Origin of the sequence: Marvinbryantia formatexigens DSM 14469 (assembly GCF_025148285.1) — a bacterium.
In the GTDB taxonomy this organism is placed as follows: domain Bacteria; phylum Bacillota; class Clostridia; order Lachnospirales; family Lachnospiraceae; genus Marvinbryantia; species Marvinbryantia formatexigens.
Genome location: NZ_CP102268.1, coordinates 2235529 through 2258352, shown reverse-complemented (window position 1 = coordinate 2258352; position 22824 = coordinate 2235529). Strand labels below are relative to the sequence as shown.

Annotated in this window: 20 protein-coding genes and 1 tRNA gene; 5 read left to right on the top strand and 16 right to left on the bottom strand. The window is 50.3% G+C overall.

Translation table 11 applies throughout. The features are described 5' to 3' along the window. The first annotated feature begins 74 nt into the window (after positions 1-74). From NQ534_RS10740 to NQ534_RS10730, 3 genes are all read left to right on the top strand, one after another. Positions 75-413, top strand: coding sequence for a hypothetical protein (locus NQ534_RS10740; RefSeq protein ID WP_006862026.1), 339 nt, complete (start codon positions 75-77; stop codon positions 411-413). Positions 414-439: 26 nt separating this feature from the next. Beyond that, positions 440-805 carry a hypothetical protein gene (locus tag NQ534_RS10735; RefSeq protein ID WP_006862027.1) on the top strand — a complete coding sequence of 122 codons (366 nt, stop codon included), beginning with the start codon at positions 440-442 and terminating at the stop codon, positions 803-805. A gap of 72 nt (positions 806-877) precedes the next feature. After that, complete coding sequence (locus NQ534_RS10730) at positions 878-1309, top strand: tyrosine-type recombinase/integrase (protein ID WP_006862028.1); 432 nt, start codon at positions 878-880, stop codon at positions 1307-1309. Positions 1310-1697: 388 nt separating this feature from the next. Here NQ534_RS10730 and NQ534_RS10725 read toward each other — a convergent pair. The 6 genes from NQ534_RS10725 to NQ534_RS10700 all read right to left on the bottom strand — a co-directional run bounded on the left by NQ534_RS10725 (position 1698) and on the right by NQ534_RS10700 (position 9614). Further along, a tRNA-Pro gene (locus NQ534_RS10725) sits at positions 1698-1771 on the bottom strand. A 133-nt stretch (positions 1772-1904) separates the two neighbouring features. Beyond that, positions 1905-2075 (bottom strand): hypothetical protein, encoded by a 171-nt coding sequence (locus NQ534_RS10720; RefSeq protein WP_176944194.1) that lies wholly within the window; start codon positions 2073-2075, stop codon positions 1905-1907. A 159-nt stretch (positions 2076-2234) separates the two neighbouring features. Further along, complete coding sequence (locus NQ534_RS10715) at positions 2235-2828, bottom strand: cytidylate kinase-like family protein (RefSeq protein ID WP_006862031.1); 594 nt, start codon at positions 2826-2828, stop codon at positions 2235-2237. 47 nt (positions 2829-2875) lie between these two features. Beyond that, a complete protein-coding gene (locus NQ534_RS10710) occupies positions 2876-4666 on the bottom strand; it encodes an ABC transporter ATP-binding protein (RefSeq protein ID WP_006862032.1) in 1791 nt (596 codons plus the stop codon). A 12-nt stretch (positions 4667-4678) separates the two neighbouring features. Beyond that, on the bottom strand, positions 4679-6439 hold the full coding sequence (locus tag NQ534_RS10705) for an ABC transporter ATP-binding protein (protein WP_006862033.1): 1761 nt from the start codon (positions 6437-6439) through the stop codon (positions 4679-4681). 124 nt (positions 6440-6563) lie between these two features. Then, the gene (locus tag NQ534_RS10700) at positions 6564-9614 is read right to left on the bottom strand and encodes an ATP-binding cassette domain-containing protein (protein WP_006862035.1); all 3051 of its coding nucleotides are present in this window, start codon (positions 9612-9614) and stop codon (positions 6564-6566) included. A 224-nt stretch (positions 9615-9838) separates the two neighbouring features. On the opposite strand from NQ534_RS10700, the gene NQ534_RS10695 reads away from it, so the two are divergent. Together NQ534_RS10695 and NQ534_RS10690 are read left to right on the top strand one after the other, a co-directional pair. Beyond that, the gene (locus NQ534_RS10695; RefSeq protein WP_006862036.1) at positions 9839-10513 is read left to right on the top strand and encodes a response regulator transcription factor; all 675 of its coding nucleotides are present in this window, start codon (positions 9839-9841) and stop codon (positions 10511-10513) included. Continuing rightward, positions 10510-11580 carry a HAMP domain-containing sensor histidine kinase gene (locus tag NQ534_RS10690; RefSeq protein ID WP_006862037.1) on the top strand — a complete coding sequence of 357 codons (1071 nt, stop codon included), beginning with the start codon at positions 10510-10512 and terminating at the stop codon, positions 11578-11580. The genes NQ534_RS10695 and NQ534_RS10690 overlap by 4 nt, the downstream gene beginning before the upstream one ends. Before the next feature lie 122 nt (positions 11581-11702). Here the strand turns inward: NQ534_RS10690 and pstB are convergent, their stop codons facing one another. From pstB to NQ534_RS10640, 10 genes are all read right to left on the bottom strand, one after another. Beyond that, on the bottom strand, positions 11703-12458 hold the full coding sequence (gene pstB, locus NQ534_RS10685) for a phosphate ABC transporter ATP-binding protein PstB (protein WP_006862038.1): 756 nt from the start codon (positions 12456-12458) through the stop codon (positions 11703-11705). A gap of 147 nt (positions 12459-12605) precedes the next feature. Beyond that, on the bottom strand, positions 12606-13421 hold the full coding sequence (pstA, locus tag NQ534_RS10680; RefSeq protein ID WP_006862039.1) for a phosphate ABC transporter permease PstA: 816 nt from the start codon (positions 13419-13421) through the stop codon (positions 12606-12608). Between the two features lie 129 nt (positions 13422-13550). Beyond that, entirely contained in the window at positions 13551-14414 is an 864-nt protein-coding gene (gene pstC, locus NQ534_RS10675) for a phosphate ABC transporter permease subunit PstC (protein ID WP_040783266.1), read from the bottom strand. Between the two features lie 109 nt (positions 14415-14523). Further along, complete coding sequence (locus tag NQ534_RS10670) at positions 14524-15390, bottom strand: substrate-binding domain-containing protein (protein ID WP_006862041.1); 867 nt, start codon at positions 15388-15390, stop codon at positions 14524-14526. Between the two features lie 221 nt (positions 15391-15611). Beyond that, complete coding sequence (gene mmsB, locus NQ534_RS10665; protein WP_006862043.1) at positions 15612-16787, bottom strand: multiple monosaccharide ABC transporter permease; 1176 nt, start codon at positions 16785-16787, stop codon at positions 15612-15614. A gap of 3 nt (positions 16788-16790) precedes the next feature. Continuing rightward, complete coding sequence (gene mmsA / locus NQ534_RS10660; RefSeq protein ID WP_040783268.1) at positions 16791-18329, bottom strand: multiple monosaccharide ABC transporter ATP-binding protein; 1539 nt, start codon at positions 18327-18329, stop codon at positions 16791-16793. Positions 18330-18466: 137 nt separating this feature from the next. Beyond that, entirely contained in the window at positions 18467-19480 is a 1014-nt protein-coding gene (gene chvE, locus NQ534_RS10655) for a multiple monosaccharide ABC transporter substrate-binding protein (RefSeq protein ID WP_242655353.1), read from the bottom strand. Positions 19481-19737: 257 nt separating this feature from the next. Next, entirely contained in the window at positions 19738-20868 is a 1131-nt protein-coding gene (locus NQ534_RS10650; protein ID WP_040783344.1) for a Gfo/Idh/MocA family protein, read from the bottom strand. Positions 20869-20981: 113 nt separating this feature from the next. Beyond that, a complete protein-coding gene (locus NQ534_RS10645) occupies positions 20982-21818 on the bottom strand; it encodes a carbohydrate ABC transporter permease (RefSeq protein WP_040783271.1) in 837 nt (278 codons plus the stop codon). After that, on the bottom strand, positions 21815-22729 hold the full coding sequence (locus tag NQ534_RS10640; protein ID WP_006862048.1) for a carbohydrate ABC transporter permease: 915 nt from the start codon (positions 22727-22729) through the stop codon (positions 21815-21817). The genes NQ534_RS10645 and NQ534_RS10640 overlap by 4 nt, the downstream gene beginning before the upstream one ends. Positions 22730-22824: the final 95 nt, after the last annotated feature.

Below are 22824 nucleotides of genomic sequence, written 5' to 3'. Positions count from 1 at the left end.
TTTCTATAAACGAAGGCAGCCCGGATTGTTTTGGCCACCCAAAAATCTTTTCTCATATCCTCCTTGAACGGATCTTGGAGGAACTGGGGTTAAATACCTTTTGCTCTTCCTACAAGGGGTTTACAAAGATCCGGTTCGATGTTTATGGCTTTGCCAGGCTTCTTATTTTCGGCAGACTGCTCAGCCCTTCTTCCAAATGTGCCACCATCCGCCAGAATGATGATTACTATGAGCCGGTCCTTGACGAGCATAACCCGGACAATGTTTACGACACCCTGGATTTCATCTGCTCCAATAAAGATAAGATTATCCGCAGGATCAATACCAGCCTCGTCAAAAAAGCGGGCCGTTCCCCGGAAATCATCTATTATGATGTAACCAATTTCTATTCATTGACAAATATCATGGACTGACACAGATCGAAGACCAGTTCCGTGTTATGAAGGGAGACCTTGAGCCCCGGCCGATCTTTGTACGTACACCAGAGCATGTGACGACGCATCTGCTGATCTGTATGATTGCGCTGATCCTGCTACGTATTATCCAGAAGAGGATCATTTCTTCCGGAAAGGTAGCTGTAGATCCGGACGCCTATTGGAGCACCGGCCTTAACGGACACAGGATACAGCAGGTCCTCCTTAAATGGAAAGTCGATCTTCTGCCCGGAGAACTGTACCGATTTATGGACGTGGACGATCCGGATTTGAAACTGATTCTTGATTCCTTTGACATAAATATACCTGCCCAACTGTACCAGCAGTCAGAATTAAAAAGTATCAAAACAGGGATAAAGATTTTCATATAGGCACATCAATATAGGTATATAATCTCAAAACTCTTAAAGGCTTATAAATACTAGCAAAATTTCAAAAACCATTTGCTCCACATAAATAGAACGATCGTAAAGCTTCTGACACTCCAGGGCAAAAATGAAACTAAGGCACCTGACTCCTGCCGCTCTTATCCACTGACAGAAGAGATGGAATCTTTTTTCATGAGGGTAATCGAAAAGAAAGAGGCTAACGGAAAATATTATGGGAATACCTACCATGAGAATACCTTTTTATTTACATGGGAAGACGGGAAACCTTTTGCACCAGATTTTGTTTATCATCATTTTACCAGACTGATAAAGAAATATGGAAAACCGGGATTCACGTTCCATAATCTTCGTCACTCCACAGCATCCATGCTCTATGAAAAAGGATGGCACCCGAAGGATATCCAAGAGTGGCTTGGACACGCAGACTTTTATACAACTATGAATATTTACACCCATTTAGAACGTACACAGGAGCGAAAAAGCTGAAAGCTTAAATGGGACATTTTCCTTCCTGGAAGCAGGTGTTAGAACAAGTGTTAGAACAAACGAAAAATTGGAACCTGGCGCTCCTCTCAGAAGCATTTGTTAAAAACAAAAAAATACCGGAAATACTGTATTTATCAGTATTCCCGGCGCCCCTGCCAAGAGTCGATGCGACAGGATTTGAACCTGCGGTCTCCGCTTCGCTCCGGTCCGTGCGAAACGCGCGCCACTGGCGTGCCGCACCCTCTGCGCCCGAACGCCTGCCTTCTCTCCTGCTGACACTTCGGTATTGTTTTCTGTGTTTTAATTACCTACAGGAGCTGCCACTGGCTGCTTCCTTCGAATGCACGGCAATAAAAAATGGATACCTCCGGTACCCATTTTTCTGTAGTCGATGCGACAGGATTTGAACCTGCGACCTCTGCGTCCCGAACGCAGCGCTCTACCAAGCTGAGCCACGCATCGATTGCTTTCTCAATCAAGCTTTGTTAGTATAGCATTTTCTTCTTATAAAATCAAGTGTTTTTTTCATTTTTTTGCACATTTTTTTATAGGCCATTTTTTTATAGCTTCTGTCGCCGTCTGACGGACAGCTCTGTTACAGCTTCGTTATTCTCCGGCAACAAAAGCGTTCCGGGCGATTCAGGCGGACAATCCCGCCGGAATCGTCCACCAGATCGTCCTGGTTCATTCCCGCTCCGGTACTGGTACCACGCGCCGCATCCCGGCGCGCCAATCCGGCGTGCGCTTCATGCTGGCGCCGCGCCATGTACGGCAATACACACACGCGCTGCCGGGATGCTGCCGTCCCACTACTGCCGTATCATATCCAACAATACGCGCACGCGCTGCCGGAATGCTGCCGTCCCACTACTGCCGTATCATATCCAACAATACACGCACGCGCTGCCGGGATGCTGCCATCGCACTACTGCTGTATCATATCCAGCAGTATACGCACGCACTCCCCGGTCGGGAGCATTCCCGTGTTCAATTCCAGGTCGTAGTTTTTCCGGTCGCGCCAGTCGCTTCCCGTGAAGAAATGGAAATAGTTCCGGCGGCAGCGGTCCTTTTTATCCATCAGCCTTCTGGCATCTTCCTCGGAGACATGCTCAGTCTGCATAATCCGGTTGACTTTTTTCTGGACATTGGAAGAATAAATATAAACCCGGACAACGTTTTCATGATACTTGAAAATTTCTGTCGCGCAGCGTCCGATGAACACTGCCGGCCCTTCTGCGCCCAGCTTCCGTATCGTCTCCTTGACGCCGCTCTGGATTTTATAAACCTCCGACGCCTCCTCTCCCTGGAGGCAGTTCGCCGCCATCACAAGATTATAAATGAGGCTGCCGCAGCCCTTCTCATCATAATCCTCAAGGTCTCCGATGGAAATATCATACCGCTTTGCCGCTTCGATCAGCAGATTCGTATCGTAGTACGGTATGCCGGCTTCCTGTGCCACCTTCATGCCGATTTCTCTGCCGCCGCTTCCAAATTCCCTTTCAATCGCCAGTATTTTCATAAAAACACATCCTCTCCTGTATAAAGACGTTGGGGTAAAAGCCCCAACTATGACGCCTTTTCAAATTGACTGTTGTACAGCTCCGCATAGAATCCGCCCTTCTTCAGCAGCGTCTCATGGTCTCCCTGCTCGATAATGTCGCCGTCCTTCATGACCAGAATCAGGTCGGCGTTCTTAATCGTAGAAAGTCTGTGCGCAATCACAAAGCTCGTGCGGTTCTCGGTCAGCTTATCCATTGCCCGCTGCGTGATCAGCTCTGTTCTGGTATCAACTGACGAGGTCGCCTCATCCAGAATCAGCATCGGACTGTCCTGAATCATCGCCCTGGCGATGGTCAGAAGCTGCTTCTGACCGGAGGAAATCGTGACGTTTTCATCCAGAATCGTATCAAAGCCCTCCGGCAGCGTCTCAATAAAATGATAAATACCGCAGGCTTTGCACGCCTCTGCAAGCTTCTCGTCGCTCACGCCCTCCTTGTTATACACAAGGTTTTCGCGCACGGTTCCTTTAAAAATCCAGGTGTCCTGCAGAACCATTCCAAACAGATTGTGCAGCGATTCCCGCTTCATGTCAAAGGTGGAAATGCCGTCGATGGAAATATCCCCGCCGTTAATCTCGTAAAACCGCATCAGCAGGTTGACCATCGTGGTCTTTCCGGCGCCGGTCGGTCCGACAATCGCCACCTTCTGCCCCGGCTTCACCTTTGCGGAAAAATCTTTGATGATAATCTTATCCGGGTTATTCGGGTAGCTGAAGCGCACATGCTCAAATTTCACACTGCCGTGCACCTGCTCCGGCGCGATTTCTATGCCGCGGTCCTCCGGAAGCTCCTCCTCCTGCAGGAAGTCAAAGACACGGTCTCCCGCCGCCGCTGCCGTCTGCATCTGCGTCATGCCCTGGGCAAGCTGTCCAAGCGGCGATGTAAACAGCCGCACATACATAATAAACGCTGTGATTACACCAAACGTAATCTGGTCGTCCATCACAAATACTGCGCCGAGCACGCAGACCACCACATAGCTGAGGTTGCCGATGACATTCATCAGCGGCTGCATGATACCGGAAAGAAACTGGCTCATGCAGTTTGCATTATACACCGCCTTGTTCATTTCATCAAAGCGCGCCTTTACCTTGCGGTTTGCCCGCGAGATACGTACAACATCATGACCGGAATAAATCTCCTCCACGTATCCGTTTAAAGCGCCAAGGCTTTCCTGTCTTGCAACAAAGTATTTCTGTGACCTGCTCATGATCAACGCCATCAGCACGAAGCCGAGCAATGTCACACAAACTGCCGCCAGCGCCATCCGCCATTCTGTTGCAAACATCATCACCAGACAGCCCACAAACTGTGCCGTAGCGCTGACCATCGTGGGAAGACTGTTGGAAAGCGCCTGCTGCAGAGTGCTCACATCATTTGTGACACGGCTTAAAATATCACCGAAGGGCAGCTTTCCGAAGCATTTCATCGGCACGTGATTAATCTTATAGGATAAATCGCGGCGCATTTTCTTCGCCAGATTAAGTGTGATAGTTGCCATAATGTAGTGCTCCACGTAGGTGCACACAGCGCTCACAATATATATGCCAAGGAGCAGGGCGGCAATTTTTCCGATTGCCTCCAGGTCGATTTCTCCCATCAGACCTTCGGATATCAGATCCGTGATTCTGCTCATCTGGTTCGGTCCGATAATCGTCAGAACCGCTCCGGCAATCGCCAGCAGCATAGCGACTGCCATCGGCGCCTTTATGTTTCCGGCATACGAAAACAGCTCCTTCAGGACGCCCACAATTCCCCTTTTGCTTTTCGACGGTACCGTCATTTGATTTCTGTTCATTCAGACACCTCCCTACGCCTCAAGCTCTTCCTTCGAGAGCTGGGACATCGCAATTTCCTGGTATACCTTGCAGGTCTTCATCAGTTCCTCATGGGTTCCGATGCCTGCCGCCTTACCATCCTCCAGCACGACAATCTTATCCGCATTGCGGATGGTTCCAATACGCTGCGCCACAATCAGGCAGGTGGTTCCCTTCAGCTTTTCATTCAGCGCCCGGCGCAGCTTTGCATCCGTCCGGTAATCCAGCGCGGAGAAGGAATCATCGAATATAAGGATTTCCGGCTTCCGCGCCAGCGCCCTGGCGATGGAAAGTCTCTGCTTCTGTCCGCCGGATACATTGGTTCCGCCCTGGACGATGGGGCTTTCCGTGCCTTTGGAAAGCTTGCTGACAAACTCCGTCGCCTGCGCGATATCCAGCGCCTCCTGCACGTTCTCATCCGTCTGCGGTGCGCTGCTCTCTCCAAACAACACATTGTTTTTGATATCTCCTGCAAAAAGTACCGCCTTCTGCGTCACATAACCGATGCGGTTATACAGCGCGTCGAAGGAATAAGACCGCACATCCTCGCCGTCTATCAGCACCTCGCCCTCCGTGGCGTCGTAGAAGCGCGCCGCCAGGCTGACCAGCGTGGTCTTGCCGCTTCCAGTCGCTCCGATAAAGGCAATGGTCTCGCCCTTATTTGCTTTAAAGCTGATATTCTCCAGCACATTTTTGCCGGAAGACGGGTACCGGAACGATACATTCTTAAATTCCACTGTTCCTGTTTCCGCCGCCTCTGTCCTGTCGCCTTCGCAGAGCTTTATTTCCGTATCAAGAACCTCGTTGATTCGTCCTGCGGAAACCTGTGCGGACGGCAGCAGCATAATGATCATGACCATCATCATGATGGACATAATCACATAAGTCGCGTATGTCCCGAATACTACGATATCGCCGAACTGCGCGATTCTTCCCGTCATATCCGTCAGCGGGACGTCGTTGATAATCGCCGCCCCCACCCAGTAGATGATCAGCGCCAGCGCATTCATGGCGAAGGACACCACCGGCATCAGAAACGCCAGTGCGCGCTGGTTGAAAAGCTGTGTCCTTGTGAGCCTGTCGTTTGCCTTTTCAAACTTTTCTGCCTGATATTCCTCAGCATTGTAGGCGTGTACCACATTGATGCCGTTCAAGTTTTCCCGTGATATCAGGTTAATATCATCCAGCATTTTCTGCACACGTCTCACACGAGGCAGGATTATCACAATAATAAGTACCATGATACACAGCAGTGCCACTACAAAACCGGCTGTAATCACAGAAAGCGTCCAGCTCTTGTTTATAATCTTCAGAACCGCCCAGACCGCCATGACCGGCGATTTTACCATAATCTGCAGTCCCATTGCCACAAACATCTGTATCTGGGTAATATCGTTTGTGGTACGGTTAATCAGACTGGGCACGGAAAACGCGTGCATCTCCTTCTGCCCGAAATCCGCCACTTTATTAAATACCAGCTCGCGGATGGTATAGCTGAAGCCACCGGCGATCCTGGAAACTAGGTATCCGCACAGGATACTCAGCGCCGCGCTCGCAAGCGTGCAGGCAAGCATTTCCGCGCCCGTGCGGTAAACCTCACTCATGCTGCTCCCCGGCGTTTCAATGAGCACCGTCAGATTACTCATATAATCCGGCAGCCGCAGCTCAAAATAAATCTGTCCAATAATCAGCAGAGCGCAGATTCCTGCCATTTTCCACTCCCTGCTGTGCATCTTTTTAAAAAGTTTCAGCATACTCTGACCTCCCTTTTTGTTTTATAACATTCCAGACAGGCTTTCTGCACGAAAGCCTGCCTTGGAACCGTAACAGTCCAGCCAGGCTGACCTGTTATCTGCAAAAATCTGTTCAAAATCCGTTTTACTCGCTGCGCAGTGCTACTACCGGGTCTTTCTTTGCCGCGCTTCTGGACGGGATGATACCGGAAATCAGTGTCAGCAGAACGCTGATGCCAATCAGTATCAGAGCCACCTGCCACGGCAGATACGCATTCAGGTTATTAATGCCCGTCAGATGATGCAGCAGCGCATTTACCGGGATACACAGCAAATCGGTAATAATCACGCCCAGTGTGCCGGATGCAAAGCCGATAATCACGGTCTCCGCATTAAACATATGAGACACATTCTTCTTCGAAGCGCCAATCGCGCGCAGGATACCGATTTCCTTCGTTCTTTCCTGTACCGAAATCAGCGTGATTACACCAATCATAATCGAAGAAACAATCAGTGATATTGCCACAAATGCAATCAGTACATAAGTAATCGCATTGATAATCGCCGTCACGGAGGACATCATCAGACCGACGTAATCCGTGTACGTAATCTGCTCCAGCTCGTCGGCGCCTTCGTTGTAGGCGTCAATCGCATCCTCAATCACATCTTTGTTTTCAAAGGTCGACGCATAGAGGTTGATGGACGACGGGCTGTCAATATCGACCACACCCAGCTCACGCAGGTTGTTTTCATACGAAGAATCGGAAAACTCCAGTATCTCGTCGTGATATACGGCAAGCTGCTGCGTGGAATACTCCGGCATAGCTGCATCCAGCGCCGCCGCAAGCTGCGCCGTGTCCATGCTGCCAAGCTCTTCGGACACCTGCTGCGCGTACTGTGCCTTTACCTGTTCCTCCACCATCTGCGTGTAGAGGTCGTTAAGATCCTCGTCGGACATATCCGCAAGATAATCCGCCACCTCGTTCTCCGCCATGCCCATCTGCTGAACAAGCGCCTGCGTCATATCACTTTCTATATCTGCCCGCGTTTTGGAGCCGACAGCATCCGTCACCATGCCTTCCAGCTCTTCCTCAGATGGAATGCTCATCATTTCCACATACGCTCCGGCTTTTCCTTCTTCGTCAAGCTGGGCGATATAATCCTCAAATTCCTGCGCCTTCTCCTCATCCGTAAGGTTTCCGGTGTTCTCGCTGAACGGAAGCCCGGTGAAAATATCAGTGGACGGGTCTGCAAGCTGCGCATTGACCGCCTCGGAACCTTTGGCATTTTCAATCACATATTCTGTCAGTGCGCTGGTATACCCAATGGTTCCGCTCAGCATACTGGAAACAGAATCCTCATTCGGGCGGATGATACCGGATACCTTCAGCGGCACGCCGTTGTCATAGAGGTATTTCATCCCCGCCTGGCTGTCCCGCAGGTCGGTGTAAAGCCCGGTCTGCTCGTCGTAGGTATAGCAGTCGGATGCAAAAATGGTGCGGAATTCCATATTGCAGATATCCTCGTAGGTCCATTTTTCCTCCGGTTCCGCTATCTCCGTCTGGTCGATTGCCGCCTGCGCCAGCTCGTCGATATCATCCTTTGACTTCAGCCCCAGTGCATAGAGCGTCATATCGTCAATCTCATTATTTTCATCCACCACCAGGACGACCTCGTTGTACGCCGACGGCCAGGAGCCGTAAATCACGTCGTACTGCTTTTCCAGCAGCGGGCTTATCAGCTCGCCGTCGTTGCCCGGCAGCATTTCCTGCCACAAAACAGCGGAGGTACCGGACATACCGGACATGCCGGACATGGATTCCATCATATCAGACATTCCGTAGGAATCGCCAAGGCTCGTCATGGACGACATATCCAGCCCGAAGTATTCCAGCATCAGCTCCTGCAGAAGCTCCTGCGTATCCGACTGGATAATCGTGCCGTCCACGCTCTCGGTGTAAATCTGCATATCCATATCATATGTGTACTGTACGCCGCTTAAAGCCTCCGCCAGGCTGGTTTCGCCATCCCCGCTGCCGTCGTCCCCCTTCGCGCGTTCCGTCTCGATGTACTCCTTGAATGCCTTCAGATCGTTTTCATCTGTCTCCATCGTGTTCAGGGAATTTATCATTTTGTAGAGCATACCCTTTTCATAAACAGCGTCATTTTCGTGCTCGCCTCCGGAAGTTGCGCTTCCTATAAAGGTTTCCAGCAGGCTGCCGGTATCCAGATGCTGCGCCTCGATCGTCAGCGGGTAAGAGGAAAGTGTATCCTCCTGCAGGGTGTCAATGTACGTCGTCATGCCCTGGGATACAGCGTAAATCAGAGCGATTCCGATGATACCGATGCTGCCCGCAAAAGACGTCAGCATGGTGCGTCCCTTTTTCGTGAAAAGGTTTTTCAGCGAAAGACTAAACGCGGTTCCCATCGACATGGACGGCTTTCTGTGCTTTTTCTTCGTTTTTCCGCCATCTGCTTTTTCCGCCTGCTTTTTCGTCTCCGCGGCAACCTCTTCCTTTGTCAGCGGCGCGGAATCATCGGTAATGTTTCCGTCCAGCATACGGATAATTCTGGTGGAATAGCGCATCGCAAGCTCCGGATTGTGCGTAACCATGATGACAAGGCGGTCGGACGCTACCTTTTTCAGAATCTCCATGACCTGCACGCTCGTCTCTGTGTCCAGCGCACCGGTCGGCTCATCCGCCAGAATAATGTCGGGGTTATTTACCAGCGCACGGGCGATTGCCACACGCTGCATCTGACCGCCGGACATCTCGGAGGGCTTTTTGCGGAGCTGGTTTCCCAGTCCGACCTCCTCCAGCGCCTTTTTCGCACGCTCCCTGCGCTCGGATTTCGACACGCCGGAAAGCGTCAGCGCCAGCTCCACGTTCTGCAGCACCGTCTGGTGCGGAATCAGATTGTAGCTCTGGAATACAAAGCCGATGGAATGGTTCCGGTAGGTATCCCAGTCGCGGTCCTTATAGCTCTTTGTAGACCTGCCGTTAATGATGAGGTCGCCGTCTGTGTACTTATCCAGTCCGCCGATGATATTCAGCATCGTGGTTTTGCCGCATCCAGAGGGACCCAGAATTGAGACAAATTCGTTTTCCCGGAACTGCAGGCTGATTCCCTTCAGCGCATGGACCGTTTCGTTGCCCGCCGGATAATCTTTCTTTATGTTTTTAAGCTCCAGCATATATGCTTCTCCTTTCCCTATGGATAATTTACTTATTAAAATGTGTGGTCAAATCCCATCCGCGAATCAGATTTTAAATGGATTTGCGGAGGTTGCTGTGAACCGTTCGAACAATATCTGTTTTAATCCACTTTTCTAAACTGAAACGAAACTCCGGTTGCGATTCTGCCGGAAAAGGTCTAAAATAAATATTAAAAAACCGGAAAGTATTCAGGAGGATTTTTATGTTTCATATTCTTGTGGTTGATGATGATAAGCATACCCGGATGCTTCTGCAGGCGATTCTGGAGGAAGCGGGCTATACGGTAACGACGGCGGATAACGGAGAGACGGCGCTCGATGTGCTGGATAAGGAGCATATTGACCTTGTCGTGCTGGATATTATGATGCCTAAGATGGACGGCTACGAATTTACAAAGACTATCCGGGAGACGAACGATGCGCTCCCCATCCTTATGGTGACGGCAAAGCAGGATGCTGCAGATGAAAAGCAGGGCTTTCTTGTGGGAACCGACGATTATATCACCAAGCCGATTGACGAGGAAAAAATGCTGCTGCGCATCAAAGCGCTGCTGCGCCGGGCACAGATCGTCAGCGAGCGCAAAATCGTGATCGGAGACGTGACGCTGGATTACAATTCTTTTACGGTGTCCAGAAAAGGCGAAACGCAGGTGCTTCCCCAAAAGGAATTTCTGCTGCTGTACAAGCTGCTCTCCTATCCGGGGCAGATTTTCACGCGCATCCAGCTCATGGACGAAATATGGGGTTCGGACAGCGAAACGGGCTGGGAGACCGTGACCGTCCATGTCGGCAGGCTCCGCCGGCGTTTTGAGGGATGGGAAGAATTTGAAATAAAGTCCGTGCGTGGTCTTGGATATAAGGCGGTGAAAAAGGTATGAAAAAAGAAGAGCGCAGACGGCGCTTTGCTCTCACCGTACTGGTCTCCCTGTTTGTATTTATCATTATAGCCGTTGCCGGAATCCTTGCCGGCCTGCTCGTGTACCTCATGATTCGGCTCGGCATCATCAAAACCGTCGGCGGACGCCCGGAAGCCGGCACCATATTCCTGCTGCTCCCGATAGCCAGCACCCTTATTGGCGTCCTGTTTACCCTGCTGACCGGAAGGATTTCCCTGCGGCCATTTTATCAGCTCATCAATCAGCTCAACCGGCTGGCAAGCGGAGATTTCCACACCCGGATTCATTTTTCGCGCCCCATATCCAGGCATTCTGTTTTCCGGGAGATTGAAAAGAGCTTTAATTCCGCAGCAGAAGAACTTGAACACACCGAAATGCTGCGCGGCGATTTTATCAACAATTTTTCTCATGAATTTAAGACGCCCATCGTCTCCATCGCCGGTTTTGCAAAGCTTCTGCGGCGCGGAAATCTTTCGGAGGCGCAAAAAGAGGAGTATCTCGCCGTCATCGAGGAGGAAGCGCTGCGCCTTTCCGAAATGGCGACCAATATGTTAAATCTGACAAAAGTGGAAAACCAGACGATTCTGACAAATGTTACATCTTATAATTTATCGGAGCAGATACGCTCGACCGTTCTTCTGCTGGCGGAGAAATGGACGCAGAAGGACCTGGAGCCGGACCTCGATTTCCAGGAATATACGATAGAGGCAAATGAAGAGCTTTTAAAACAGATATGGGTAAATCTCATTGATAATGCCGTGAAGTTCTCAGAGCCGGGCAATCTGATTTCCTTTCACATCACAGAAAAAGCAGATGACCTTTTTGTTTCAATCTCCAACCGCGGCACAGAAATCCCGGAGGAAAGCCTCAACCGGATTTTCAACAAATTCTACCAGGCGGACGAATCGCATTCCTCGGAGGGAAACGGCATCGGACTGGCTATCGTGAAAAAGGTTGCTGAGCTGCACAACGGGGATATTTATGTGACAAGCGAGAACAAAAGAACCACCTTTACCGTCCGTCTGCCAAAGCATCAGCCTGAGCGGTAGGAAGCTTTCCTGCCGCTTCGTGCAGACCGTTGAAATGCTTTTGCGAAAACGAAAAAACGTCCACTGGACGTTTTTGTCGTACGTATGGCAACAAAAAGAAGCGCTCTGCGCGCTTCCCTTCTTCAGCCGAATCTTCCGGTGATGTATTCCTCTGTCTTTTTGTTCTGCGGTTTTGCAAACATTTCCTTTGTTTTGCCGAATTCCACCAGCTCGCCCAGCAGGAAGAACGCGCAGTAATCGGAAATACGCACCGCCTGCTGCATATTATGTGTAACCATGATGACTGTGTACTGCGATTTCAGCTCCATTACCAGATCCTCGATTTTTCCGGTACTTATCGGGTCGAGGGACGCGGTACTCTCATCCATCAGAATCACGCTCGGCTGCACGCTGATTGCGCGGGCAATACAGAGACGCTGCTGCTGTCCGCCGGACAGTCCCAGGGCTGAGGTTTTCAGACGGTCCTTTACCTCCTCCCAGAGCGCCGATGCCTTCAGGGATTCCTCCACAATTTCATCCAGCTTTGCCTTGGAGCGGATTCCATGCGTTTTCGGTCCGTATGCAACATTTTCATAAATGCTCATCGGGAAGGGATTGGGCTTCTGGAAAACCATGCCGATGTCCTTGCGCAGCTTTGTCACGTCCACGTCGGGAGCATAGATATTTTTTCCGTTATAATTCACTTCGCCGGTAATGCGCACATTTCCGACCAAATCATTCATGCGGTTCAGCGTCTTTAAAAAAGTCGATTTTCCGCAGCCGGATGGTCCAATCAGCGCTGTGATTTCATGCTCCGGTATATCCATCGTGATGGATTTCAGTACCTGATGGTCTCCGTACCATAATTTCAAATCTCTGGATTCTATAATTGCGTTCATATGTTACTCCTCACACATTTTAATATGATGCCTTCTGCCGCGCCGCAACTTTTTGATATGATGCATTCACCGGCACCGCAGCTTTTTATTATGATACAACCTGCCGCATCGCATCTATTTATTACGATGCACCGGCACCGCAGCTTTTTATTTTGTCGGACTGCCAAGGCGTCTTGCAACAAAGTTCGACAGCATGTTGATAGCAACTACCAGTACCAGCAGCACGACCGCCGTCGCATAGGATTCGTTCACATGCAGTCCCTCGCTGGAGAGATTGTACATATGTACGGCAAGGGTACGCCCGGAATCAAAAATGCTGTCCGCCACATCCGCCACGGTTCCTGCCGTATAAATAAGCGCCGCCGTTTCCCCGACGATTCTTCCGATTGCCAGAATGACACCGGACAGGATACCCGGCACCGCTGCCGGAAGCACAATACGAAATACGGTGCGCAGCTTTCCGGCGCCCAGTCCGAAGCTGCCCTCCCGGTAGGAATCCGGCACCGCCTTCAGCGCCTCCTCCGTCGTTCTCATAATAGAGGGGAGCACCATAATGGAAAGGGTAAACGCGCCCGAAAGAAGAGACAGTCCCCATTTCAGCGCTGTTACGAAAAACAGCATACCGAACAATCCGTATACGATAGAAGGAATACCGGACAGCGTTTCCGTCGTCAGACGGATAACATTGATAAACGGATTTTTTTTGCTGGCGTATTCCACCAGATAAATCGCGGAAAAGATGCCCAGCGGCACTGCAATCAGAAGCGCCAGCGCCGTCATATAAATTGTATTGATAATCGCCGGCAGCATCGATACATTTTCCGAGGTATAGTTCCATGCAAAAAGTGATGGCTTCAGATTCGGAATGCCCTTTATTAATATGTATGCTATCAGAAACAGAAGCACCGCAAATGTAATTCCCGCCGACAGCATCACAAAAAATTTCTGTATCTTACTCTTCATTATACTCTCCTAATCCACACTCGCCTTGTCCGTGCTCACATCATTCGCGCTCATCCTGGTCATGCTCACATCATCCGTGCTCACACCATTCATGCTCACATCGTCCGTGTTCATCCTGGTCATGCTCGCCTAATTTTCTGCCTTCCGGTTTAAAAACGCTACCGTAAAGTTGATAATTAATATGAACACGAACAGCACCACAGCCGTAGCAATCAGCGCCTCTCTGTGCAAATCGGTAGCATAGCCCATTTCCAGCACAATGTTTGTCGTCAGCGTACGCACGCCCTGCAGAACGCCTTTTGGCATACGCGGCTGGTTTCCGGCAATCATCATAACCGCCATCGTCTCGCCGACCGCACGTCCGATTCCGAGCACTACCGCTGCGATAACACCGGATTTTGCCGCCGGAAGCATTACGGAAAAGATACATCTTTCTTTTGTGGCGCCAAGCGCCAGAGCACCCTCATAGTAGCTGCGCGGCACTGCGCGGAGCGCCGCCTCGCTTACACCGATAATCGTCGGAAGAATCATCATGCCAAGCAGAATTGCCGCAGTCAGTATACTCATGCCGTCCGTTTTCGTCGGAAACAGCGCCCGTATAGCCGGGACCAGCACAACCAGTCCAAAAAAGCCATATACAATCGAGGGGATTCCCGCAAGAAGCTCCGTCGCGGTTTTCAGCGGTTTATAAATCTGCTTCGGGCAATACTCCGCCATAAAGACCGCCGTCAGAATGCCGATCGGCACACCGATAAGCGCGGCTCCTGCTGTCACATAAATACTGCCGAGAATCATCGGCAGGATACCGTAAATGTTGTTGCCCGGCTTCCATGTCTGTCCTGTCAGAAAATCAAATAAACCAATTTTTGCCATCGCCGGGACGCCATTCGCGAACAGGAAAATACAAATCAGCGCCACCGCCAGGATGGAGGCGCAGGCGGCTACAAAAAACACCGCCTGCATAATTTTTTCTTTAAGTAAGCCTTGCTTCATAATCGTTCTCCCGACCTTTTTCTTCGGGGGCACCGTATGCAGCCTGCCTTGCAGTACCCCGTCCGGTGTTACTGCTTACTTTGCCCGCAGTAACCGTCCGTTCCTTACTTTACTGAAGTACGTCGCCCCATACAGTTGTCTCGCCTGTGTAGATGCTCTTTACCTGCTCAGAGGTCAGATCCTCAACCGGATTTTCGTTGTTTACAATTACCGCAATACCATCGATTGCAATCTGGGTAGATGTCAGACCTGCTTCCGTTTCGCTGTCTTTCAGTTCTCTGGATGCCATACCGATATCGCAGATACCGTCGATTGTGGAGGTCATACCTGTTGTAGAATCGCTTGTCTGGATTTCAACCTCTGCGTTCGGGTTTACTTCCGCATATGCTTCTTTCAGCTTCTCCATTACCGGTGTTACGGAAGAGGAACCTGCAACAACTACCTTGCCCTCTGCTCCTGTGCTGGTATAATCTGCTACGTCGTCGATTGCGATATAACCGTTTTCTTCAACAACTGCCTGTCCTTCCGGGCTGAGAATATAGTTGATGAAATCCTGTGCTACTTCGCTTACTTCATCCTTCGTTGCGATGTTGAACGGTCTGGAAACCTTGTATTCGCCCGATTTGATGTTTTCTACAGTTGCTTCTGCGCCGTCGATCTTTACTGCCTTTACGGTGTCGTTCAGAGAACCAAGGGAAATATATCCGATTGCGTAGGTATTTCCTGCTACGGTAGACATCATAACTGCGGTGTTGTTTGTAACGCTTGCATCTACGGTGGTGTTATCTACCTTCTCGCCTGCGTCATTCTTCTCTTCTACGCCAAACAGCTCGATGAATGCTCCTCTTGTACCCGAACCATCCTCACGGGAAATTACGGAAATATTTGCCTCGTTGATATCTGCTGCCATTACCGGAGCTGCTGCCAGAGCTGCTGCCATACCTGCTGCTAAAATAGTACCTGTCATCTTTCTCATCGTTTTCTTCTCCTCGTCTTATCACGAAATTTAGTTTTACCAGGGCTTCTTTCCCGCCCTGCACGTATAGATTAACAGGTAAATGTAAAGTCCGTTATCACAGAAATGTAAAATACGGGTAAGATTCATGTGAAAAAAATCCCGGAGCGCAGCCGCAAAGCCGCGTTCCGGGAATATGGGGGAGCCCATAAGAAGCCTGTCCGCAGTGGACAGTTATGAGGTTATGAAGATTTCTTCTTTGATACAACGTCGAAGATAACCGCCGCCAGAAGTACAAGACCTTTTACAACCTTCTGCATGTTCTGGTCAGTACCCATGATGGACATACCCTGGTTGATGATACCCATGAGCAGCGCGCCGACGATAACGCCCGGCACAGTACCGATTCCGCCGTATGCGGAAGCACCGCCGATAAAGCAGGAGCCGATAGCGTCCATTTCATAGTTCTGCCCGTAGGTGGGCTGTGCGGAGGTCAGACGCGCGATGGTGAGCATACCTGCCAGCGCTGAAAGAAAGCCCATGTTGGTGTACGCGATAAAGTAAACCATGTCGGTATTGATACCGGAAAGCTTTGTCGCTTTCTCATTGCCGCCGACCGCATAGAAATAACGTCCGATAGTCGTCTTGCTTGTAATATAACCGTAAATCAGCACTACAATCAGAACCCATACCAGAGAAGTCGGGATACCCTTGTGCTGCGCCAGCTTCACAGTGAGGAACATAATCACTGCGCAGATGATGATCATCTTGATATACATTGCCGCCACGTTTCCTGTCTCGTAGCCTTTTTTCTTACGGTTCATATGACCGCGCACCGTCACGAATATGTAAATCAGACATGCGATAATACCTGCCGCCATCGCTACGCGGTTCAGTCCCTCTCCGCCTCCGAGGAAATCCGGAACGTAGCAGTTTGCGCCGCCGCCGAACAGAACCGTGAAGGTCTCCGATTTAATCGGAAGCGTCTTACCGCCGAGCACGACGTTGGAAAGTCCGCGGAACACAAGCATACCGGACAGTGTGGTGATGAATGGCGGGATGCGGAAGAACGCGATCCAGAACGCCTGCCATGCGCCGATCAGAGCGCCGAGGAGCAGCATCAGAATGACTGCAACGAAAACCGGAACGCCCATGTTTTCCATAAGAACACCGCCTACCGCACCGACGAAGCAGACAACGGAACCAACGGAAAGGTCGATGTTACCGCCGGTTAAGATACAGAGCAGCATACCGGTTGCCAGAACGAACACGTAAGCATTCTGTGAAATGAGGTTTGTAATATTCTGCGGGAACAGAATCTTTCCCTGTGTGCCCCAGGTGAAGAACAGTGTTACCAGCACCAATACAATTATCATGGTATATTTTGTGATAAAATCTCTTACTTTTGCGCTATTCATCTCTTACTCTCCTTTACTCGACTTCAGAATACATGCCATAATCTTCTCCTGCGTCGCCTCCGCCTGCGTCAGCTCGCCGGCGATCCTTCCCTCGTTCATGACATAGATTCTGTCTGACATTCCCAATACCTCCGGAAGCTCGGAGGAAATCATGATCACTGATTTTCCAGCCGCTACCAGATCATTGATGATACAGTAAATCTCGTATTTTGCACCGACATCGATACCTCTGGTCGGTTCGTCCAGAATCAGAATATCCGGATCTGCAAACATCCATTTTGCCAGCAGCACCTTCTGCTGGTTTCCACCGCTCAGGTTTCCGACGTTCTGTTCCACTGTCGGACACTTTGTTTTCAGCTTTTCCTTATATTCCACAGCCACGGCGTATTCCTTGTCCTTATCAATCACCATGCCGTCGCTGACGCCCTCCAGGTTTGCCAGCGTCGTGTTGGTCTTAATGGAATTGGAAAGGATCAGTCCATCGCCCTTGCGGTCCTCCGTCACATATGCAAGCTTGTGATGAATGGCGTCGCGCGCATTCTTTAAATGTACTTCCTGTCCGTTCAGAAGCAGCGTTCCGCTGATATTGCTTCCATAGCTCTTTCCAAAAACACTCTTTGCAAGCTCGGTACGTCCTGCGCCCATCAGACCGGAGATTCCGACCACCTCGCCCTTGCGCACCTTGATGGAAACGTTATCCACCACCTTGCGCTCGCTGTAAACAGGGTGGTAAACCGTCCAGTTTTTCACTTCCATATTTACATCGCCGATTTTCACACCGTGGCGTTTCGGGAAACGGTCTGCGATCTCACGTCCGACCATGCCCTTGATGATGCGGTCCTCGGTAAATTCGTCCACGCCCTTCACCAGCGTCTCAATCGTGGAGCCATCGCGAATGACGGTAATCTTATCCGCTACATAGGAAACCTCGTTCAGCTTGTGCGTGATAATGATACAGGTCATTCCCTCTTTTTTAAATTTCAGAAGCAGGTCGAGCAGCGCCTTGGAATCCGTCTCATTCAGGGAAGACGTCGGCTCGTCCAGGATCAGAAGCTTCGCATTCTTCGCAAGCGCCTTTGCGATTTCCACAAGCTGCTGCTTGCCAACGCCGATGTCCTTGATCAGTGTGCGGGAGGATTCCGTCAGTCCCACCTGTCTCATATATTTTTCAGCTTCCCCATAGGTCTCGTCCCAGTTGATAGAAGCTTTTTTTCCGCGTTCATTTCCCAGGAACATGTTCTCGCCGATCGACATGTACGGAATCAGCGCAAGCTCCTGGTGAATAATAACAATCCCTTTCTCTTCGCTCTCTTTAATATGATGGAATTTACACACCTCGCCGTCGTAGATGATATCGCCCTCATAAGAGCCGAAAGGATAGACGCCGGACAGCACGTTCATCAGTGTGGATTTGCCCGCTCCGTTCTCGCCGACAAGCGCGTGGATCTCGCCCTCCTCCACCTGAAGATTTACGTTGTCAAGTGCCTTTACACCGGGGAATGTTTTGGTAATATTTTTCATTTCCAGCAGTATTTTTGCCAAAATTGCTCCCTCCAAACTTTCAGATAATATTTGCGCGCCCGCAGGAGCTGTCTGCACATGCCCCCTCCGGCACGGGTATCATCAAGAACAGGCGGACGCAAAGCCCGCCTGTATAAAACTCTATTGCTGCCTGTTTCTTACTGAATCTGATCCTCTGTGTAGTAACCGGAATCAATCAGAATCTCTTTGTAATTATCAGCGGTAACTGCTGTCGGTTCGCAAAGGAATGACGGGATAACGCCTGTGCCGTTGTCATATGTCTCAGTATCATTTACCGGAACCTCAGCTCCTGTGATGATAGCGTCAACCATTTCAACAACCTTGGATGCCAGAGCACGGGTATCCTTGAATACGGACATAGCCTGTGTGCCATCAACGATGTGCGGAACGTTTGCGATATCGCAGTCCTGACCGGTAATGATCGGGTACTCGCCAGTGTAGTTAGCTGCCAGAGCATTCACAACGCCAAGTGCTGTGGAGTCGTTGGAAGCAAGCACTGCATGAAGAGTCGTGCCGTCTGCATAGTTGGAGGACAGGATGTTCTCGAATCTGGACTGTGCAGCGTCGGTTGCCCAGTTAAGGGTAGCTACTTCATCTTTTGTCATCTGACCAGACGGAACAACCAGCTTGCCTGCATCGATGTACGGCTGAAGAACGTCCATAGCGCCGCCGAAGAAGAAGTTTACGTTGTTGTCGCCCGGATCGCCTGTTACCATTTCCAGGTTGAACGGTCCATCCTGGTTCTCCAGATCCAGAGCGTCTACAAGGAATTCACCCTGTGTCTTACCTACCAGGTAGTTATCGAAGGTTGCATAGTAGGAAACTGCATCCGTGTTCATGATCAGACGGTCATATGCGATAACCGGGATGCCTGCTTCTTTTGCCTGCGCAAGAACGGTTCCAAGGGAGTCGCCGTCGATGGAAGCAACAACCAGAAGCTGGTCGCCGTTAGCGATCATGTTCTCGATCTGGGAAGCCTGTGTAGCGGAATCATTTCCTGCATACTGAAGGTCTACTACGTAGCCTTTCTCTTCCAGCTGAGCCTTCATGTTTTCGCCGTCCTGGTTCCATCTCTGAAGGTCCTGTGTCGGCATTGCAACGCCAATCGTTTCACCTTCTGCACCAGCGGTAAGTCCAAGACCTGCCAGCATCGTAGCTGCGAGAGCTGCTGTTAAAATTTTTTTGTTCATTTTGCATTTCCTCCGTTTACAATTTTATTCCGTTTTCGGTATTTTGACTATACCACAGATAGGCGCTATCTGTCACTAGACAATAGCAGGATTCGACCGCATTATTTTGTTTGATTTTAACAACAAGAGCTTTAGAGTAGCATTATTTTGCAGCAGATTTGTGCTATAAAATGGTAAACGAAAGAGGAACGCCTCCGTTCCCCTTTCCATCCGTTTCCTTATATTGTTGTCTGCCTCCGGCAGCCCTCCGTAATCTCCGAGACGCAGACCTTTCTATTTTCCCGCAGGGAGAGGGTCGCTGCGTCCGCCGTGGCAATCGCCGCGCGGGCAGCTTTTCCGTTAAGCAAATCCCTGAATTCGTCATCCGGCTTTTCCCCGTGCATCAGACCGTTAAAATACGCCATTTCCTTTTTCATGATGCTGTGCAGCCACATCGGCGGCAGCTTTCCGGGCTTTCCGTACATAATCGCCCCGTCCATCTGCGTGCTGTGATAAATCCGGGTGCGGTCGTCGTCCTCCTCCTTTGTCTCATGCGTCAGATAATGCTCATCACCTTCTTCCGTATGTACCGTCATTCCCACGTTGCACATGTCAATCCGGATAGCTCCCTTTGTTCCCTGAATCAGAACGTAATGCTCCGGGTAACGGAAGGCGGAGCCATACTCGCAAATCGCATAGGTATTGTTGCCAAACTCCAGAGACAAAAACAGCATATCATCCTCGTCCCCGAACTGCGGTCCCCGGTGCGCCACATTTCCGCCGGTCATAGTGACCTGCGCCGCCGGTCCCATGATAAACTGGATACAGTCCAGCTCGTGAATGTGGTGATAAAGATGGCCGCCCGATTTTGCCCGCACCTTTTTCCAGCTGACCGAAGGCTGCGGCTCCTCCCAGCCGTTGCGCGCCGAATGACAGTACAGCACTTTTCCTATCTTTCCCTCATTGATTAACTGCTTCGCATGATGCACGCTCCGGAAAAAATTCATGACGTGTCCCGCCATAAAGATTACCCCCGCCTCCTGGCAGGCTCTGACCATCTCGTCACAGTCCGCATAGCTCAGTGCGATTGGCTTTTCACAAAAAACATTTTTCCCGTGCCGCGCCGCCGCCAGCACCGGCTCCTTATGCTGATAATTGGGTGTTGCGACGATTACCGCATCCACGTCCTCACGCGCGCAGAGCGTATCAAGGTCTGTCTCCAGATCACATCCGTATTCCTCTGCGATTGCACGTCCATTCTCCGGGTCGAGGACCGCCACGATTTTCGCTCCCTCCTGTCCTGCCATGATTCTTCCCAGCTCAGCTCCAAAATATCCTGTACCAACCACTGCATAACCGATTGTCTGCATAATCTTTCTCATCCTTTCGATATTTATATTTTTTGATGCCAGGGTCAAAAGGTCTGAACCCACATGAGCCAGCTCTATAGTGAGTGTAAGCCCCTGGAACCCCAACATCATTTCTACTTCACCGCACCGTCCGAAAGTCCTCCGGCAAGCTTATTCTGAATAAGACAGAAGAATACGATTGACGGCAGAACGACCAGCGCGCTGGCTGCCATCAGTGCTCCCCAGTCCACAATATCGGCGGCTGACAGCGTTTTGACCGCCACCGACAGTGCAGATTTGCTGGAGCTGCTGACCAGCAGCATTGCATACAAAAATTCATTCCATGCGTTGATAAATGTATAGATTGCTGTAGATACAATACCCGGACGCACGAGGGGCACCACAACTCTTGCAAAAACCTGGATGCGGTTGGCGCCGTCGATTCGCGCCGCCTCCTCAATCTCCACGGGAACCGTTTTAAAAAATCCTATCAGCATCCAGACGGCATACGGTACGCTGAAAGACAGATAAACCAGTACCAGTCCGCCGCGCGTATTCGTCAGTCCTATTTTTCCCATGACGACCGCGTAAGGAATCACCAGCATGATTGCCGGGAACATGTACGATGTAATCAGCATCTTTGTCATGATGTTTCCCAGCTTCGGGAAAAAACGGATGATACCGTAAGCTGCCAGCGCCGCAATCACGGTACAGATAAGCGTCGTGGACAGCGCCACAATCAGGCTGTTTTTGATATTCACCGTAAAATTCAGCGTAACCAGAACGGTCTTAAAATTCTCCAGCGTCCATTCCTTCGGCCAGAAGGAGGTCGGATTTCCCAGCATTTCATTGCTGGATTTAAAAGCGGATACCAGCAGCCACAGCAGCGGAAAAACCGAAACAATGGCAAGAATGGTTAAATAAAGATAGGATAATCCGCCGCTTACGGAAAATTTTCTGCTCTTTCTCATCGCTTCTCCTCCTTTTCCCATCTCCCAATCACCTTAAAGTAAAGCAGCGTTATAATAACCAGGAACAACAGCAGCAGAACAGAGGCGGCGGAAGCTTTGCCGACCATCCTTCCTGTCCAGCCCGTATCATAGATATATAACGGCATCGTGGTCGTGGAGCCCGCAGGTCCGCCGGCGGTAATCATATAAATCAAATCGAAATTATTGAATACCCAGACTGTCCTCAGCACCACGAGAAGTCCTACTACGGAACGGATATGCGGTACCGTAATATAAATAAACGACTGCAGTCCGCTCGCTCCGTCAATCTGTGCCGCCTCATACTGGTCACGGGGAATGGTCTGCAGGGCAGCGTACACATTCACCATAATCAGCGGTGCGCCGAACCAGATATTGATAAAAATAAGCGTCGGCATAGCCAGATTGCTGCTGAGAAACTGCGCCAGACCATCCGTCAGTCCAAGCTCCATCAGCATGGTCGGAACAAAACCGTAAATTCCGTTCAGCATCCACTTCCACGTCATAGCGGTCGCAATCGCGGGAAACGCCCACGGAATAATGCAGATAACCCGAAATACATTTCTTGCAATATGGTTTTTCACCCGGTTGAGACACAGAGCGCCGATAAAGCCCACGACAAGCTGTCCGGCAACGCTTCCGACTGTCCAGATGAGCGAATGAAGAAACGCATTGTAGAAGTTTTTATCCGTTAAAATATTGATATAATTTTTCAGACCGACCATCGAATAGGTCGTGCGAATCATGGTCCGGTTGGTAAAGCTGTAAAACACGGTGGAAAGAACAGGGTATATCAGCAGGCAGACAACGACCGCCATAGCCGGAAGCACAAACAGCCACCGTGTAAGCTGCCCTCCCGCCCTTTTTCTTCTTTTTCCGGGTGCCAAATTCATATAGCTTCTCCCTCCTTGTAAACACGCCTGCCTGTACAGGCGCCACTATGCATGAAAACCAGTAAATTTGAGTGCAAAAACGGACAGGAGACACA

Coding starts and splice junctions, on each gene's coding strand:
- NQ534_RS10715 (WP_006862031.1), bottom strand. CDS start 2,828: ATGAAAATACTGGCGATTGAAAGGGAATTTGGAAGCGGCGGCAGAGAA.
- pstB (WP_006862038.1), bottom strand. CDS start 12,458: ATGAACGCAATTATAGAATCCAGAGATTTGAAATTATGGTACGGAGAC.
- NQ534_RS10690 (WP_006862037.1), top strand. CDS start 10,510: ATGAAAAAAGAAGAGCGCAGACGGCGCTTTGCTCTCACCGTACTGGTC.
- NQ534_RS10705 (WP_006862033.1), bottom strand. CDS start 6,439: ATGCTGAAACTTTTTAAAAAGATGCACAGCAGGGAGTGGAAAATGGCA.
- NQ534_RS10650 (WP_040783344.1), bottom strand. CDS start 20,868: ATGCAGACAATCGGTTATGCAGTGGTTGGTACAGGATATTTTGGAGCT.
- pstA (WP_006862039.1), bottom strand. CDS start 13,421: ATGAAGAGTAAGATACAGAAATTTTTTGTGATGCTGTCGGCGGGAATT.
- NQ534_RS10695 (WP_006862036.1), top strand. CDS start 9,839: ATGTTTCATATTCTTGTGGTTGATGATGATAAGCATACCCGGATGCTT.
- NQ534_RS10640 (WP_006862048.1), bottom strand. CDS start 22,729: ATGAATTTGGCACCCGGAAAAAGAAGAAAAAGGGCGGGAGGGCAGCTT.
- pstC (WP_040783266.1), bottom strand. CDS start 14,414: ATGAAGCAAGGCTTACTTAAAGAAAAAATTATGCAGGCGGTGTTTTTT.
- mmsB (WP_006862043.1), bottom strand. CDS start 16,787: ATGAATAGCGCAAAAGTAAGAGATTTTATCACAAAATATACCATGATA.
- NQ534_RS10645 (WP_040783271.1), bottom strand. CDS start 21,818: ATGAGAAAGAGCAGAAAATTTTCCGTAAGCGGCGGATTATCCTATCTT.
- NQ534_RS10735 (WP_006862027.1), top strand. CDS start 440: ATGAAGGGAGACCTTGAGCCCCGGCCGATCTTTGTACGTACACCAGAG.
- NQ534_RS10710 (WP_006862032.1), bottom strand. CDS start 4,666: ATGAACAGAAATCAAATGACGGTACCGTCGAAAAGCAAAAGGGGAATT.
- chvE (WP_242655353.1), bottom strand. CDS start 19,480: ATGCTGGCAGGTCTTGGACTTACCGCTGGTGCAGAAGGTGAAACGATT.
- NQ534_RS10670 (WP_006862041.1), bottom strand. CDS start 15,390: ATGAGAAAGATGACAGGTACTATTTTAGCAGCAGGTATGGCAGCAGCT.
- NQ534_RS10720 (WP_176944194.1), bottom strand. CDS start 2,075: ATGGCGCGGCGCCAGCATGAAGCGCACGCCGGATTGGCGCGCCGGGAT.
- NQ534_RS10700 (WP_006862035.1), bottom strand. CDS start 9,614: ATGCTGGAGCTTAAAAACATAAAGAAAGATTATCCGGCGGGCAACGAA.